Origin of the sequence: Alteriqipengyuania lutimaris (genome assembly GCF_003363135.1) — a bacterium.
Taxonomy (GTDB): Bacteria; Pseudomonadota; Alphaproteobacteria; order Sphingomonadales; family Sphingomonadaceae; genus Alteriqipengyuania; species Alteriqipengyuania lutimaris.
Genome location: NZ_QRBB01000001.1, coordinates 1,562,865 through 1,578,295, shown reverse-complemented (window position 1 = coordinate 1,578,295; position 15,431 = coordinate 1,562,865). Strand labels below are relative to the sequence as shown.

At 63.1% G+C, this 15,431-nt stretch carries 13 protein-coding genes; 8 read left to right on the top strand and 5 right to left on the bottom strand.

What is annotated here, in order from left to right; genetic code table 11:
• The first annotated feature begins 43 nt into the window (after positions 1–43).
• The 3 genes from DL238_RS07455 to DL238_RS07445 all read left to right on the top strand — a co-directional run bounded on the left by DL238_RS07455 (position 44) and on the right by DL238_RS07445 (position 4,397).
• Positions 44–3,352: a DEAD/DEAH box helicase gene (locus DL238_RS07455; RefSeq protein WP_199798040.1), complete on the top strand. Its 3,309-nt coding sequence runs from the start codon at positions 44–46 to the stop codon at positions 3,350–3,352.
• A gap of 96 nt (positions 3,353–3,448) precedes the next feature.
• Positions 3,449–3,817, top strand: coding sequence for a hypothetical protein (locus tag DL238_RS16240; protein WP_199798039.1), 369 nt, complete (start codon positions 3,449–3,451; stop codon positions 3,815–3,817).
• A gap of 1 nt (position 3,818) precedes the next feature.
• Positions 3,819–4,397 (top strand): type II toxin-antitoxin system VapC family toxin, encoded by a 579-nt coding sequence (locus DL238_RS07445; protein WP_115491677.1) that lies wholly within the window; start codon positions 3,819–3,821, stop codon positions 4,395–4,397.
• A 10-nt stretch (positions 4,398–4,407) separates the two neighbouring features.
• Here DL238_RS07445 and DL238_RS07440 read toward each other — a convergent pair whose 3' ends face one another.
• The 5 genes from DL238_RS07440 to DL238_RS07420 form a co-directional block, all read right to left on the bottom strand.
• On the bottom strand, positions 4,408–5,439 hold the full coding sequence (locus DL238_RS07440) for a HEPN domain-containing protein (RefSeq protein ID WP_115491676.1): 1,032 nt from the start codon (positions 5,437–5,439) through the stop codon (positions 4,408–4,410).
• A 713-nt stretch (positions 5,440–6,152) separates the two neighbouring features.
• Positions 6,153–6,947 (bottom strand): SDR family NAD(P)-dependent oxidoreductase, encoded by a 795-nt coding sequence (locus tag DL238_RS07435; protein WP_115491675.1) that lies wholly within the window; start codon positions 6,945–6,947, stop codon positions 6,153–6,155.
• Positions 6,944–8,137, bottom strand: a complete 1,194-nt coding sequence (locus DL238_RS07430) for a zinc-dependent alcohol dehydrogenase (RefSeq protein WP_115491674.1) — start codon at positions 8,135–8,137, stop codon at positions 6,944–6,946. Before DL238_RS07430 ends, DL238_RS07435 begins: the two co-directional genes overlap by 4 nt.
• Complete coding sequence (locus DL238_RS07425) at positions 8,137–8,793, bottom strand: SRPBCC family protein (RefSeq protein ID WP_115491673.1); 657 nt, start codon at positions 8,791–8,793, stop codon at positions 8,137–8,139. Before DL238_RS07425 ends, DL238_RS07430 begins: the two co-directional genes overlap by 1 nt.
• A gap of 17 nt (positions 8,794–8,810) precedes the next feature.
• Positions 8,811–10,904, bottom strand: coding sequence for a catalase (locus DL238_RS07420; protein ID WP_115491672.1), 2,094 nt, complete (start codon positions 10,902–10,904; stop codon positions 8,811–8,813).
• Positions 10,905–11,201: 297 nt separating this feature from the next.
• On the opposite strand from DL238_RS07420, the gene DL238_RS07415 reads away from it, so the two are divergent.
• The 5 genes from DL238_RS07415 to DL238_RS07395 are packed head-to-tail and all read left to right on the top strand — an operon-like array spanning position 11,202 to position 15,242.
• Positions 11,202–11,696, top strand: a complete 495-nt coding sequence (locus DL238_RS07415) for a YciE/YciF ferroxidase family protein (protein WP_115491671.1) — start codon at positions 11,202–11,204, stop codon at positions 11,694–11,696.
• Positions 11,697–11,743: 47 nt separating this feature from the next.
• Entirely contained in the window at positions 11,744–12,826 is a 1,083-nt protein-coding gene (locus tag DL238_RS07410; RefSeq protein ID WP_181883858.1) for a glycosyltransferase family 2 protein, read from the top strand.
• Positions 12,819–13,913: an acyl-CoA dehydrogenase family protein gene (locus DL238_RS07405; protein WP_115491669.1), complete on the top strand. Its 1,095-nt coding sequence runs from the start codon at positions 12,819–12,821 to the stop codon at positions 13,911–13,913. Before DL238_RS07410 ends, DL238_RS07405 begins: the two co-directional genes overlap by 8 nt.
• Complete coding sequence (locus DL238_RS07400) at positions 13,910–14,638, top strand: PIG-L deacetylase family protein (protein WP_115491668.1); 729 nt, start codon at positions 13,910–13,912, stop codon at positions 14,636–14,638. Before DL238_RS07405 ends, DL238_RS07400 begins: the two co-directional genes overlap by 4 nt.
• Positions 14,628–15,242, top strand: coding sequence for a class I SAM-dependent DNA methyltransferase (locus tag DL238_RS07395; protein WP_115491667.1), 615 nt, complete (start codon positions 14,628–14,630; stop codon positions 15,240–15,242). The genes DL238_RS07400 and DL238_RS07395 overlap by 11 nt, the downstream gene beginning before the upstream one ends.
• The last annotated feature ends 189 nt before the right edge of the window (positions 15,243–15,431 follow it).

Here is a 15,431-nt window from a genome sequence, read left to right as displayed (position 1 = left end):
TCTCAAAGCCTATGCCTATGCGCTATTCGAGCAGGGGCTTCGCATGCGCGACCTCAATGGCGATCCGGTGGTGGCGCGGTTGGCATTCGAACAGGCCGCGTCCGCGCTGGAGTCGGTGATCGCCAAGGGCGATCGAGCCGAAGTCGAGCGCGACTTTCATTTCGTCATGGCCGCATCGGCCTATCATCTCGCGCATCTGGCCGCGCGTGCCTATTCGCTTCTCGCCATCGTCGGTGCCGATGAAAATTTCTCGCCGATCGAACGGGCGCTGGGCGATTTGATACGGCGGGACTTCTCCCGGCTCAAAGAAACGATCATCGCATTCAAGGCGTCCGGTATCGCCACCGATGCCCAGATCGCCGCCAATATCGAAGCGGCGATCGAGGCGCCCGCCGAGCCGGGCGGTGCAGACGACAACTCCATCTTGTTCGACAGTGTCGACTTGGCGCTTACCGATCAGTTTTTCGGCGCCATGTCCTGTTATCTGCTTGCGCTTGAGCGCGGCGATGGCGGCCTGGTCGAGCGGGCGATCGCGCAGCTTCGCATCGGGCTGGACGCCGCGGCCGCGCTCAATCTCGTTCCGCAATGGTGGGCACACAGGATCGCGATCCACCTGCTCCGGGATCATTGGGGCTGCACCTTCCACCAAGTCATCCCGCTCGAGCCGGCTGGCGGAGTTGCCGCCGATTGGTCTTCACTGCGCGCGCTATATTTGGCGTCGATGCTACGGCGCGCGCGCGCGGAAGTCGATTTGTGGCCCTCCCAACTTGAAGCCGCCCAGCGGGCCGCAAACCAGCTCGATGATCTGGTCGTCTCGCTGCCGACCAGCGCAGCAGGCAAGACCCGCATCGCAGAGCTTTGCATCCTGCGCTGCCTTGCCGGCGGGCGGCGTGTCGGTTTCGTCACGCCGCTGCGCGCGTTGTCCGCGCAGACCGAGGCGATCCTCCAGCGCAGCTTCGGCCCCCTGGGGAAAACCATCTCGGCACTGTATGGAAGCATTGGCGACAGCGGCCTCGACGAGGACGCAATCCGCGAACGCAACATCGTGGTCGTTACGCCCGAAAAGCTCGATTTCGCGCTGCGCAACGATCCGAGCCTACTCGACGATGTCGGCCTGCTGATCTTCGACGAGGGCCATATGATCGGTCTGAACGAGCGCGAAGTTCGCTATGAAGTCCAGGTCCAACGCCTGTTGCGGCGCGACGATGCCGCCGAGCGCCGCATCGTCTGCCTGTCGGCGATCCTGCCCGACGGCGAGCAGCTCGAAGATTTCGCCAACTGGCTGCGCCGCGATGCCGAAGGAACACTGATCAAGAATGCCTGGCGGCCGACCCGGCTACGCTTTGGCGAAGTGGTCTGGAACGGGTTCAACGCGCGTCTGAACCTCACGGTTGGTGAGGAAAAGCCGTGGGTGCAGACCTATCTGACCGGATCGGTCCCGCCCGACTGGGTCAAGCCCAAGCGCAAGCGGACCAAGCTCTATCCTTGCGATCAGCGCGAACTCTGTCTCGCCACCGCGTGGCGACTCGTCGATGATGGTCAAACGGTTCTCATCTATTGTCCCGAGCGCCGGAGCGTCGAACCCTTTGCCGACGTCGTCGTGGATCTGCACGAGCGCGGCGCACTGTCGTCGCTGCTCACCGACCATCCCAATCACCTAAACACGGCGCTCGCGCTCGGCGCCGAATGGCTCGGCGCGGATCATGCGATCCTCAAAAGCCTGAAACTGGGTGTCGCGCTGCACCATGGCGCGCTGCCGACGGCCTATCGCAAGGAGATCGAACGCCTGCTGCGCGAGGGCATTCTCAAGGTGACGACTTCATCGGCGACGCTTGCGCAGGGGCTTAATCTCTCCGCCACGGCGCTGATCATGCATTCGTTGCACCGATCCGGCGAGCGGATCGATGCATCCGAATTCAAGAACGTAATCGGCCGCGCGAGCCGCGCCTATGTCGATGTGGAGGGTCTGGTGCTCTATCCCATGTTCGACAAGGTCGCGAAGAAGCGCGCAAAGTGGGAGGAACTGCTTGCAGACCTCGGCGCGCGCGAAATGGAGAGCGGCTTGGTGCGGCTCGTCATCGAGCTGCTCGGCCGACTGCACCACAAGCATGGCGGCGATATCGCGCAGCTCGTCGAATATGTCGCGAACAACGCGGTCGCTTGGGAGTTTCCCGAGATCGCCGGCGAGAAGCCGAAGCTGCGCGAACGCGCCCTCGCCGCGTGGGAGCAGCATCTGGCGATGCTCGACACCGCAATCCTCAGTCTGATCGGCGAGCACGACGTGCCCTACGATGAAGTCGAAAACACACTCGACGCCGTTCTCCATTCGTCGCTCTGGCAGCGGCGGCTGCTGCGCATGGATGCTCCCAGCCAGGCGATCATGCGCGGCACCCTGGCTGCGCGGACGCGCTTGATCTGGGCCCAATCGACAGCGGCGCAGCGGCGCGGCTATTTTCTTGCAGGGCTAGGCCTCAAGGCAGGCCATGCCTTGGACGCGGTTGCGGAGCAGGCGAACGCGCTGCTGATCAGTGCAAACGCGGCGCTTCTTATCGACGACGCCGAAGCGGCGATCGCAGCGATCACGGGCGTCGCCGAGCTCGTTTTCCCCTTCTCGCCGTTCACGCCCGATCCGATGCCGGCCAATTGGCGCGACGTGCTGCGCGTCTGGCTGCTCGGTCAGCCTCTCGCGGGGCTGGGTGGCGAACACCAGGGAGAAGTGTTGCAGTTCATCGAAGGCGGCCTGGTGTATCGGCTGCCATGGGCAATGGAATCGATCCGCGTGCGCGCGACCGCCAACGATGATCTGTTCGGCGACTTTCGGGTCGATGATCATGAATTGGGATTGGCCGTGCCTGCACTCGAAACCGGCACGCTGCTGCGATCGGCTTCGTTGCTGATCCAGGCGGGCTTCAACTCGCGGCTGGCGGCAATCAAGGTCGTCCAGGACACGGGCGCGGCTTTCAGCTCCGGCGATGAATTGCGGGCTTGGCTCAAGACCCCGGCCCTGGCGCAGTGGAGCGCCATGCCCGACTGGCCCACGCCTGAGACCAAGCCGATCTGGCTCGAATTCCTTTACGGGTTCGTGCCTATCGATAGCCGGACCTGGTCGGAGCAGAAATTCTGGGCGAACGTCAGCTGGGCGGTCGCACCACCTCCGCCACCCGGCATGCCCTTACGCGCCCATCATCTTGACGGTCAGCCGGCGATTTTGTCGGCAACCGGCGATAAGATCGGCGTGATGCTCGCCCCGCTTAATGCTGATCGGGCAGGTCTTTTGCGGGTGACCGTGTCGGCCGAGCCCGGGCGTATCGACATCAGCTACCTCGGCCCGCCGGACCTATGGAATGTCTGACGCGCCCCGCCGAGTCATTGTTGGATGTCCGGCCCTTGCGAAAAGTCGTGCATGCGCATACGTTAGACAAAATGTAATTTTGTTGGACGAATCGAAATGGCCAAGAAAGGCAGCAGCATCAAAGGCGCGGCGAAGAGCCATGGCACGGGGACAAGCGGCGTCAGCCGAAAGAGCCGGGTTCTGCGCGATGCGGGTACTGGCCAGTTTCTCGGCGGACGCGAGAGGCGGTTTGAGGCGGTTATGGCCGCGGCCGAGCGCTCCGGCCTCCTCGATGAGAAGGGAGGGCGGATCGGTGGTCGCGTCAGTCCGGCGCTCGTCCGTCAGGCGAAGGCGCAAACCGGCATCCAGGCCGATACCGACCTCATCGAATTCGCGCTCGCCAGCGTCGCGCTCGAGGACAGGTTCGCCGAGAGCTTCAAAGCCGTGCGCGGCACCGTCGATCCGGACCTGAAGCTCGGCTTCTGACGTGTCGGGGTTCGACATCGACGGCGCACGCCGCTGGGCGCGCTTCGACCCAGGCCACACGCTCGCGCGCCGCAAGGACTCCGAGCTTCCGTTCGCCAACGCGGAAGAAGTCGCGGGCCAGGCGCTCCTCTTGGATACCTGCGTCTATATCGACCAGATGCAGGGGCGTGCGCCCGATCTTGTCGAACAGCTCGTCGATACGCGGCACGTCAATCACTCGACCGTCGCGGTCCAGGAGCTGATGCACACGCTCGGCGTGCTGCGTCCCGAAGACAGCCGGACGGCCATCGTGGTCGGCGCGGTGCGGGCGCAGATATTGGCCATGCCCGATCACCGCATGTGCACGCCCGATGCCGACGTGCTCGGAAGGGCTGCGCTGCTCGCCGGCATGCTCTGCCGGCTCCAAGGCTATGCGCAGGACGCGAAGTTCAAGGCGCTGCAGGACTGCACATTGTTCCTGCAAGCCCAGAAGCTGGGATACACAGTGTTGACGCGCAACATCGTCGAGTTCGATTTCCTGCTGCAGCTCGTCCCGACCGGGCGCGCGCTATTCTACCGCACGGCGCCGGCGAAGGAATGATCCCACCAGGTTATTGCGGTTCGCGGTCGCGCTTCAACGCAAAATAGGTCCTGAATGTCTGGTCCCACACCTCGGCGGTCAGGAGCTGCAATACCCGCTCGTGCGCCGATAGCGCCGCCACATTAGCTGCCTTGAAAGCATCGGCCAATTGCCGCACGCCATCCAGTCGTTCGAACAAGTCCGTTGCCGTCGCTGGTGTGGCACAACGCCGCAGCGCTTCCTCGATCGGCGCCCTTGGCGGCGGCTCGCACGACAGCGCAGCCGCGGCTGCCCGGCGCAACGCACCGAGCATGAGATCGATATCGATGGGCGTGCTTTGCACGTACCGATGTTGCCCGATCTGCTCCACGATCAGTTCGATCGCGGCGAGGCCCTGCGGGGGATCGGCCTCGCTCTCGCTCAGCCGGGCGCAGATCCGCCTATAGCGATCGGTGTTGCTTACCAGCTTCTCGCTCAGATGAGCCTCGTCAGAGAGTGCCATCCCCCTAAGCAGGGTCGCCATGCAGAGCTGAAAGATCGTCCGCCCCGACAGCATAAGCGAGCCGAAGCGCTCGTCGCCGGCGGATTTTTGCTTGGCTGCGGGCCGGTAATAGAGCTCGCGCGCCACGCCTTCGTGCGCGACGCGCGACCGTGCGGCGTAAAATTGCGTCGCCCAGTCCTGAATGCGTTCAGGGCGGCCGAGAATGAGTGAGATCGAATCGGCGAGCCGGTCGCTCTTGGCGCCGGCGGGGAGATTGAACAGCGCTTCGAAGGCGACCGCGAGGTTGAGCAGCTCGCGATCCGCACCCGCCTGGGATTCATTGGCGTGGTTGTACCATTTGAGCGCGGTGAAAATCCGGCTGCGCGAGGGATGATCGGGCTGGTTCAACAGGCGGAGAAGTTCGCCAGCACCGGTGCGGCCGCTGAACGGGCCGGAAAAATCCGCGGCCATGTCCTGCTGAATGTTGAGGGTTGCTTGCGGCCGGTGCGGGTAGAGGCGTGAGCCGGCGACGACCCACAAAGGCTGGGCGAAGTTGTAGAGGCCCGCATATCCTTCCACCATGTCATCACGGCTGCTCCATCGAAGGACGAGCCCGAAGAGGAGCGAGCCAGGCGCAAGAGCGAGGCCGCTGAGCAGTCACTGCGGGCGGAACGCGAGGAATTGGTCGAACGCGTGAGGGCGCTAGCTTCCGTCGCCGATGAGATCGCGGTATTGCTGCAGCCACTGCGCGATAGCGCAATTGGAGACTCTTGATCGATGGCTGTAGCTGGCACCTCCTTTTTAAAGGCAGCTGTAGGCGTCGTTCGTCCGATAACTGCCATTCCGCTCACGGCCCACTTTCTGCCTGGCAGCGATTGGGAAAAGCGGGCAGTCGGCTACGCGCCCTAATTTCGGTCGTTAGAGAATGCTTCGGCATCTACCGTAAGCGGACTCTGTCGGGTTGGCGACACAGCAATCAGATGGCGTCGATCACGCTACCTTACCGATGACCCTTCGCGTTCGAGTTCGGGGGCCTCCAACCGCGAAAGCAGTGCTCCTTCATCGTCGTCGGCAATCGCTTGAATAAGCCTTTCGCGCGGCAGGGGTGTCGGTATCTTCTGTCGGAGAAAGGGGCGCACCCTCCACGGCGGCTGTCAGGAACATGCGCCGCCGACGTTCCGACAATAGCGCCTGTGTGTGACCATTAGGGAAGCAACTCCAGGCTTGGAGGCAGGTCCTGTGCCATACGATTCAGAAATTCGCGGCTAATTCTGTCAGAGAAGTTTTGGCCCAGGCTAGCGCTCGGGCTGCGCAAGGCGGCGGTGCATCTGCGCGACCAGTTCGTCTGGGAGAATGTCGGCGAACAGGTCCTGCACCTTGTTCATGATGCCGCTGACCTCCTGCGTCTCGCCTTTGAGAAGCGCGTGATAGCCATCGCGGGCGACCTTCGCCGGATCGGACTTGTTGTCCATCTGCCCGGCCTGCGTGTCTTCCATCCCGGCGCGCTCGAAGAACTGCGTGTCGGTCACGCCGGGCATCAGGCAGGAAATCACGACATCGGTGTGCTTGATCTCGTTCGCCAGCCCGACGCAGAAATCGTTCACGAAAGCCTTGGTCGAATTGTAGACGAGCTGATACGCGCCGGGCATGTCGCCCGCGATCGAGCCGGTGACGAGGATGCGCCCCCGTTCGCGCAGCACCATGCGCGCGCCGACCTTGTGAACCAGCGACACCGTCCCCTTGATGTTGGTATCGATCACATGCGCAATGTCGGTCCACTGCTGGACGAAGAACGCATCGCCGAGGCCGTGCCCCGCGTTCGCGATCAGGACGTCGACCTCGCGCTCGCCGATCTTGTTCATCAGATCCTCGATGCCCTTCGCGGTGCCGAGATCGACTTCGATCCGCTCCACCGATGCCGCGCCGCAATCGTGCAGCGTGGCTTCGGCGGAGGCGAGATCGCGGTCGGCCACGATCAGCAGGTCGCATCCGTCCTTCGCAGCGAGCTTGGCGAGTTCCAATCCGATCCCGCTGGACGCGCCGGTGACGACGCAGAAACCGGAAAGCTTGTCGATCGGGTGCTTGCTCATGCAGCTTTCTCCATTTCCATGCCGGGTTTGAGGATCACCTTGGTCCAGCTGTCCTGTTGCTCGCGGAAGTTCTTGTACCCGCGCGCAGCGTCTTCGAGCGGCAGGCGGTGCGAGATCAGGAATGTGGTGTCGAGAGTGCCATCCTCGATCTTGTCGAGCAGCGGCTTGGTGTAGCGCTGCACGTGCGTCTGGCCCGAATTAACCTTCAGGCCCTTCTCCATCAGCGCGCCGAGCGGGAACTTGTCCGTCATCCCGCCATAGACGCCGGGGATCGACACGCGCCCGCCGGGGCGCACCGCGAGGATCGCCTGCTTGAGCGCCGCCGCGCGATCCGCCCCCATGCCGATGGTCTGCTTCACCATGTCAAGCATGTTGTCGACCGCGAAGCCGTGCGATTCCATCCCTACCGCATCGATCACCGCATCCACGCCGATCCCGCCGGACATTTCCATCAGCGCCTCGCGCACTTCGGTCGTCTCGAAATTGATGACCTCCGCGCCGAGTTGCCTCGCCAGTTCCAGCCGGTGCGGATGATGATCGATCGCGATCACCTTGCTCGCGCCCATCACGAGCGCGGACTGCACGGCGAACAGCCCCACCGGGCCGCAACCCCAGACCGCCACGGTATCGTCGGGCTGGATCTCGGCATTCTCAGCGCCCATCCAGCCGGTCGGCAGGATGTCCGACAGGAACAGCACCTTATCGTCCTCCAGGTGATCGGGGATCACGATCGGGCCGACATCGGAGAACGGCACGCGCACATACTCTGCTTGCCCGCCGGAATAGCCACCGGTGAGGTGCGAGTAGCCGAACAGCGCGGACATTGGATGGCCATAGAGCGTGGCGGACATGTCCTGTTTTTCCGCCGGGTTCGAATTCTCGCAGGCCGAGTATTGCGTGATCTGGCAATGGAAGCAGTTGCCGCAGCTGATCGTGAAGGGAACGACGACGCGCTGGCCCTTCTTGAGCGTGCTGTCCTTCCCGGTCTCCACGACCTCGCCCATGAATTCATGGCCGAGAACGTCGCCGGGCAGCACGCCGGGGATCACGCCATCGTAAAGGTGCAGGTCGGACCCGCAGATCGCGGTCGAGGTGATCTTGAGGATCGCGTCACGCGGGTTGATGATCTCGGGATCGGGCACGTTGTCCACTCGCACATCGTGCGTACCTTGCCATGTAAGTGCGCGCATTATGCGTTCTCCTGTTGCTTTGCTTCTCGCGTCTCGCTCTTGCGGTGCGCGGAGGTTGCAATTTCGCCGGTTTCCATCAGCATCTTGAAGCGTTTGAGGTCGTGCCTCGCCTGCACCTCGGGTTCGCGCAGGAAGGCCTTGGCGAGCGCGCGGCCCACCACACCGCCCGGGGCGTCGTACTCGATGTGAAGCGATACGCGCGTACCGCGATCGCCGGGCGCCTGCGTGAAGGTAACCTCGCCCTTTGTGTTGATGTCCGACCCGTCGAGCGATCGCCAGGCGATGCGCTCGTTCTCGACGTCCTCGGCGATCTCGGTCTTCAGGTCGACGCTGGTCCCACCGGGAGCTTTGATCGTCCACACCGCGCGGCCTTTCGCGCCGCCCTGCTTGGTGATCGTCTCGACGTTCTCCATGAACTCGGGAAGGTTCGCGAAATCCCGCCAGTAGGCGTAAAGTTCGGCGGCGGGCTTGCGGATCGTGACCGAGCGGCCGACCAGGGCGTGTTCGCCCTGGTTGGTGCGTCGTGCGAATTGCGGCGCATCGTCCCTGCCGCCCTGGTGGCGGCGCGAGAGGAACGCGCCGAAGGCGGCGGCCCCCAGTGCGACCCCTGCGGCCGCGACACTTCCTGCGATGCCTATTTGTCGGGTCTGTTTCATGTCCGTGTCCTTCCCACTCAATCCTGCTTTACGCTCTCGCGGTCCCAGAAGCGCAGCTTGCCGCACTTCTCGATGAAATTGCTCGCGGCATCCTTGCCCGAGGAAACGTCGACAAAGCCGTCGTCCATCCAGTTCCACACGCCAGCCGTTTCGAAGAGCGGCTGTACCGCGGGGACGTAGGCGACGAACTTGGCGTGGGCGAAAGCGTCGTTGACGAAGTCGATGCTCGGCTTGTCGGTGTTGTACCGCTTGGCGGAAGCCTCGCTCATCACCACCGCGACAGCGTCGTAGGCCACCGATGGACCACCATCGATCTTCTCGTCCGCTTCCATCATCTTGCCGTCGGAGAGCTTGGCCCCCGCGACATGCGGCGCGACGATTTCGACCATGCCGCCCGCAGCTTCTGCTGCGTCCTTGAGCGCCTTGACCACGCCCGCATCGCCGCCTTCGGCGATGTAGATCCCGAGCTTGCGGCCCTTGAAGCTGTCGGGTCCATTCTTGAGGATCGAGAGCGCCGGGCTCTCAGGCAGGTCGGTGATCGGCTCGCGCGCGGCGGGCACCTTGGCGGGCAGTTCGGCGAGGCCCAGGCCATCAGCGACCTCCTGCGCGAGACCGTCGTCGATGTGCCGCAGATGGCCGACCATCCGCTGGCGGATGCTCACGCGCTCCACCTTCGAGAGTTCGAAGGTCAGCGCATTGGCCATGTGGGTCTGCTCGACCGGGGTCTGGCTGATGTAGAACTGGCGCGCCTGGCTGTAGTGATCAGCGAAGGTTTCGCTGCGCACCCGCACCTTGGGCCCGGTGACCGGGGCTTCGTAGCTCGTGAACCCGTTCATTGGGCAGGCGCGCGGACCGCGATCCTCTTCCTTACCATCACCGTCGCCCCAACTGTTGGGCTCATAATTCACGCGACCCTTGGGGTTGCTCATCGCCATGTGCCCGTCCTGCTGGAAATGCCGCACGGGGCACTTGGGCGCGTTGATCGGCAGGTGGGTGAAGTTGGGACCGCCCAGCCGCTTGAGCTGCGTGTCGAGATAGCTGAAATTGCGGCCCTGCAGCAGCGGATCGTCCGAGTGGTCGATGCCCGGCACGATGTTCTGCGTGCAAAAGGCAACCTGCTCGGTCTCGGCGAAGAAATTGTCGACATTGGCGTCAAGCGTCAGTGTGCCGATGATCTCCACCGGGACCTGTTCCTCGGGAATGATCTTGGTCGCGTCGAGGACGTCGAATTCGAACTCCTCCGCGAAATCCTCGTCGAAGACCTGAATGCCGAGATCCCATTGCGGGAAGTCGCCGGCGTCGATCGCGTCCCACATGTCGCGGCGATGGAAGTCGGGGTCCATCCCGTTGACCTTGAGCGCCTCGTTCCAGACCACCGACTGGAGGCCCAGCTTCGGCTTCCAGTGGAACTTGACGAAGTGGCTCTCGCCCTTTTCGTTGACCAGCCGGAAAGTATGGACGCCGAAGCCTTCCATGAACCGGAACGAGCGCGGGATCGTGCGGTCGGACATGATCCACATGACCATGTTCATCGCTTCGGGGCTGAGGGAAATGAAATCCCAGAAATTGTCGTGTGCGGTCTGCGCCTGCGGGAAGCCGCGATCGGGCGCGGGCTTGGCCGCATGGATCAGGTCGGGAAACTTGATCGCATCCTGAATGAAGAACACCGGGATGTTGTTGCCGACGAGGTCCCAGTTGCCCTCCTGCGTATAGAACTTGGTCGCGAACCCGCGCACGTCGCGTGCCAAGTCGGGCGAGCCCTTGTTGCCCGCTACCGTGGAGAAGCGCGTGAAGGTGGGCACCTTTACACCCACTTCATTGAAGATGCGCGCCCGCGAATATTGCGGGATCGCTTTCTTCAGCTCGAAATGACCATGCACACCATACCCGCGGGCGTGAACAACCCGCTCGGGAATGCGTTCATGGTCGAAATGGAAGATCTTCTCGCGCGCGATATGGTCTTCGAGCAACTGCGGCCCGCGCGGACCGGCGGTGAGCCAGTTCTGATCGTCCGCGATCGGATGACCCTGCGCGGTCGTCATCACGTCATCGTCGCTCTTGGGCTTCTGGTGGTTTGCGCCACCGTCCGAAAGGTCGAATTCCTTGGCCATCGAGTGCTCCGAAGTTGGGGTATCTATCCCTCCCCAACGGCGCCCTTCGCCAAGGGTTGCATTCTCGACGAAAAATATCTGCAACAACGTCAATAAAAGTGTATCTCTAACAAATATTAGCTTGAGGGCGAATTCTCTCACGGTCCGTTTTGGCAAGTCTTGTTTGAAGTATAAACTAACATTTGATGATGGTCGAAATTTGTATTTGTCGGTTCGGGAACGAATACCTGCTTCGCCATTAGGATACCCGCTCGCGAAAGGTCTCGCGAGTGCGAGCCAACCGTGAAGGAACATCCTATGTCCGCCCCCGAAAACCTCACCGATTGCTACACCGAAGAACTGGCCGACCTTTGGTCCGCCAACGACCAGATGGAAAAGGTCGTGCGCGAACTTGCGAGAAAGGCAGGCGACGCCAAGCTCAAGACCAAGCTGGAAAAGGGTGCCGAAGGCATCGCTAAGCACACCAAGACGATTAAGGGACTGCTCGACGATTGCGGGATCGACGAAAAGGAGCACTGCAAGGGGATGGAAGGCCTTGTGAAGGAGGCCCGCAAGCACGCCCTCGATGCCGATATCTCCGACGATGACGTACGCGACGTGGTGATCGTCGCCCAGTACCAGCGGATGTGCCATTACGGCATCTGCGGCTTCGGCACCTCCAAGGCCTTCGCCGAAGCGCTCGGCAAGAGCGATCATGTCGCCAAACTCGATGCGATCACCGAAGACATCTACGACACGGATGATAACCTGAGCGATCTTGCCGAACGCAGCGTAAACCTGGCGGCGAAATGACTGCAATGGCCGGGGTCGGGCACCATGAGGTCCGGCCCCAACTTTCCATGCCCGATTTTTCCCACGAAGGACTGGGCCGAGGACCGGCATCGGCGGAAGAAGCCGAACTTGCTGCCCTTCTTGCGAGCCCGCCGTTCGTTGGCAAGGCCGAGTTAATGGGTTGCAGGGGCTCACTGAAGCGCGGTTGCGACTTCGCAATCGCCATCCCGGTACGCAACGAGGAACGCCGCCTCCCCACCACGCTCAAGGCGATTTCCGCTGCCATGCATGGCGTGCCCTTCACCGGATGCGCAGTGTTCGTGTTGAACGATACAAGCGATTCTTCGCCCGAGCTGATCGAGCGATGGGCTCTGCGCGAGGGCATACCGTTCCTTGCGGTTGAGGTGTCCTTCGATCGCACGATCTGCAACGCGCCGCACTCCCGCAGGCTCGCGCTCGATATGGCGGTACGGGCGGCACCCCAAGGTGCTCTCTTCACCACCGATGCCGACACGATGGTGGGCAAGGGCTGGATCGATAAAGGGCTCCGCCTCCTGTCAGAAGGCTACGACCTCATCTGCGAGGATGTCTTGCTCGATGAAGCCGAGCTTTCTGCGCTGCCTGCGCAAGTCCGCGAAGTCGGCGATGCAGAGCGCGCCTATCTCGGCCTGTGCGACCGCCTCTGGCGGTACTGGACCTGTGGGCGGGCATGTACCCTCGCTCTCCGACCCTCCGGCGCGAGCCTGGCGATGAATGCGGCCAGCTATTTCAGGCTCGGCGGCCTGCCGACCCCTCCCGTCGGGGAAGATCGCGCGTTGTGCGATGCGATGCTCGGGGCGGGGTTCACGGTAAATGCGATGGAGAATTTCGGAACCCGCACCTCCGCCCGCCTGACCGGACGGGCATTGGGGGGATGCGGCGATGCCTTGGCGGAACGTGCGCTTTCCGCCGATCCGGAATGCGATTCCCGCTTAAAGCCGGTTTGGCTCCTGCACGACGAAGCGACCTTGTGGATGGAGATAATTGGCGGCGCGAGCCGGGGGTTTCATGAGCTCCCGAAAACCTGCGCCCCCATGACGTTCAGCGCCGTGCAGCGCGAACTGCAGATCGCGCGCAAGCTTGCGGCTAGCTACGGTCTGGACGATGCCTGACGCGGCTTCGACAAGAGAGCTCGAGACGGCGGTTCGCCAATTGGCTCCGGCCTCGGATTGCTCGGGCGGTTCGCTTTCCGAAGAGGTTTCGCTGTTGGCCGAACGCGGCTGGCTGCGCGCCTGCTTGCCCAAGCGGTGGGGCGGCGAAGGCTGGGGCTGCGAGCCGGCCGGAACGCGCGATGCATTCGATGCCTTGCGCGCCCTGGGCCGGGCCAATCTGTCGCTAGCAAGGTTGTTCGAAGGCCACATGAACGCGGTCAAGCTGATCGCACTGTACGGCAGCGAGGGCGCCGCGAGCAATGCGGCGAGCGCAATTGAAGCAGGCGCGCTTCTCGGCGTGTGGGGTGCCGACGATCCCGCCGATCCGCTCGGCTTCGATCGTCGCGAGGGCGAGTTGGCGCTAACCGGAGCGAAGCGCTTCGCCTCCGGCCTCGGGCTGGTCGGCCGGGCAATTGTCACGGTCGCGAAGGCGGAAGGCCAGCAGTTGCTGCTCGTCCCGGTGGACGAGCCGGAGCGGTGCGATTATTCGGCCTGGTCGATGGGTGGGATGCGTGCCACCCAGTCTGGTCAATACGAGTTCTCAGGGGTTAAGGTCCGCGACGATGCGCTGATTGGCGCCCCGGGTGATTATCTGCGCGAACCTCATTTCGAAGGTGGTATCTGGCGCTACTGCGCGGCCCATCTCGGCGCTGCCGAAGCGCTGTATCATGCAATGCTGGGGCAACTGACCGACCGCAAGCGCGCCGATGATCCGAGCCAGCAGCGCCGTATCGTTGCCAGCGCGATCGCGATAGAATCGGCCCGACTTTGGCTGCTGCGCGCTGCCCATGAAGTCGAAGCGGCCGGAGCTGAGGACCGCAAGGCCGCGCTATCCTTGCTCGCACGTGAGGCGACCGAGGATGCGTGTCGGCTGGTCATGGAGAATGTCGAGCGCGCGCTCGGCATGGCCGCGCATTTCGAGGGCTCGTTCGTTCACCGCATGATGAGGGACCTGCGCCTGTTTCTGTGCCAAGCCATGCCCGACGCGAAACGCGGCAAGTCGGCCGAGGCCTTGGCAGCGGCAGCCGCGCGCGCCGAACAGCTATGAGCGTTCCCACTCTGCCCGAAGGCTCGGTCCTGCGCGCTGCCCAGTCAGTCCGCCACGTGTCGCTCGAGGCGCTGGCTCCGCCGGGCCGATTGCTGATCATCGCCCCGCATCCGGACGACGAGACATTGGGCTGCGGCATGGCGCTGGCGGCAGCGCTGGCCGGCGGGCGCGAGGTCACTATCCTGTTGCTGACCGATGGTGAAGGCTCGCACCCCAACTCGCGGAAATTCGGCACCGCGCGGCGGGTTGCGGCGCGAGCGGCCGAGTTCGAAAACGCGCTGACGGCGCTCGCTCCCGACAAATCGATTCGCGTGGTCCGTGCGCATCTGCCCGATGGCAAGACGACGGACGAAAGCGCCCCGCAGATCGTCGATCGCCTTCTGGAACGCCGCTGCGCGAATTTTGAGTCGATCTGGTCGACGTGGGTTGAGGATCCGCATTGCGATCACCGGACTGCCGCAATCGTGGCGCGGATGCTCTCCGACCTGTCGAACGCCGCGCTCTGGAGCTTCGCGGTGTGGGGGCGCTTCGGCGAGCGTCCCGTGCCAGACCGCTTGGGCATGTTCTTCGACAGCCGGTTTCACCGTGCAAAGCGCGACGCAATGGATGCCTATGTCTCCCAAATGACCGACCTGATCGACGACGATCCGGCAGGGTTCAAAATGCCGCCCGCATTGTTCGAGCACTTCGCGAGCCATCCCGAGGTGTTCTTCTATGAAAGATGACCCGTCGGACCGGCGGCAGACGTTCGACGCGCTCTTCGCGAGCGACCCCGATCCATGGGGCTTTGAGAACGAGGCCTACGAGGCGGCCAAACGGCATGCGACGCTGGCGATGCTTTTTCCCAACCGATTCGAGCGTGCGCTGGAGGTCGGATGCGCCAATGGCGTGCTGACCGCGGAACTGACGAGCATATGCGACGCGGTTCTGGGCATCGACGTCTCGTCTGCCGCTTTGTGGCTGGCAGAATCGCGCCTCGCAGATCTCGACCACGTCTCGCTCGTCCGAGCCGAAGTTCCCCGGGAATGGCCGGAAGGGACTTTCGACCTCATCGTGTTCTCCGAGATCCTCTACTTTCTCTCGAACAAAGAGATTGCGCAGGTCGCGGACCTCGCTTGGCAAAGCCTCGCCCACGATGGCGTATGCCTGCTGGTCAACTGGACCGGCCCCAACGACCTGCCGGTGGATGGACAGAGTGCCCGGGTTATCTTCGCCGAGTCATTGCCTTGGCTAAGCGCGGCGAGCGGAGTTTGGCCCCAATATCGCATCGACCGCCTGCACAAGACTTTCGCTCGGGAAGGCGCTGCTTCGAAGCGTCCGACCGCTTAATGCGAGCTATTGCCGATGGCCGCGACGGGGTCGTTTGCTGAGGGCAGCTTTGGTCGGTCGCCCCAGCATGAGCCGACAGTCTCCATCCGGCCCACTTCCTGACGGACGCCGAGAAGTCAGATTTGCGAGGCAGCCAAATGCCTGCTCGACATGCGAGTGTACCAAGTGACCGTAGTGCCTGTCAATCAT

What these genes read in the sequence shown, in the direction of transcription:
- DL238_RS07435 (WP_115491675.1), bottom strand. Translation starts at nt 6,947, where the DNA reads ATGAGCAAGCACCCGATCGACAAGCTTTCCGGTTTCTGCGTCGTCACC.
- DL238_RS07400 (WP_115491668.1), top strand. Translation starts at nt 13,910, where the DNA reads ATGAGCGTTCCCACTCTGCCCGAAGGCTCGGTCCTGCGCGCTGCCCAG.
- DL238_RS07425 (WP_115491673.1), bottom strand. Translation starts at nt 8,793, where the DNA reads ATGAAACAGACCCGACAAATAGGCATCGCAGGAAGTGTCGCGGCCGCA.
- DL238_RS07410 (WP_181883858.1), top strand. Translation starts at nt 11,744, where the DNA reads ATGCCCGATTTTTCCCACGAAGGACTGGGCCGAGGACCGGCATCGGCG.
- DL238_RS07430 (WP_115491674.1), bottom strand. Translation starts at nt 8,137, where the DNA reads ATGCGCGCACTTACATGGCAAGGTACGCACGATGTGCGAGTGGACAAC.
- DL238_RS16240 (WP_199798039.1), top strand. Translation starts at nt 3,449, where the DNA reads ATGGCCAAGAAAGGCAGCAGCATCAAAGGCGCGGCGAAGAGCCATGGC.
- DL238_RS07415 (WP_115491671.1), top strand. Translation starts at nt 11,202, where the DNA reads ATGTCCGCCCCCGAAAACCTCACCGATTGCTACACCGAAGAACTGGCC.
- DL238_RS07455 (WP_199798040.1), top strand. Translation starts at nt 44, where the DNA reads ATGCGCGACCTCAATGGCGATCCGGTGGTGGCGCGGTTGGCATTCGAA.
- DL238_RS07395 (WP_115491667.1), top strand. Translation starts at nt 14,628, where the DNA reads ATGAAAGATGACCCGTCGGACCGGCGGCAGACGTTCGACGCGCTCTTC.
- DL238_RS07440 (WP_115491676.1), bottom strand. Translation starts at nt 5,439, where the DNA reads ATGGTGGAAGGATATGCGGGCCTCTACAACTTCGCCCAGCCTTTGTGG.
- DL238_RS07405 (WP_115491669.1), top strand. Translation starts at nt 12,819, where the DNA reads ATGCCTGACGCGGCTTCGACAAGAGAGCTCGAGACGGCGGTTCGCCAA.
- DL238_RS07420 (WP_115491672.1), bottom strand. Translation starts at nt 10,904, where the DNA reads ATGGCCAAGGAATTCGACCTTTCGGACGGTGGCGCAAACCACCAGAAG.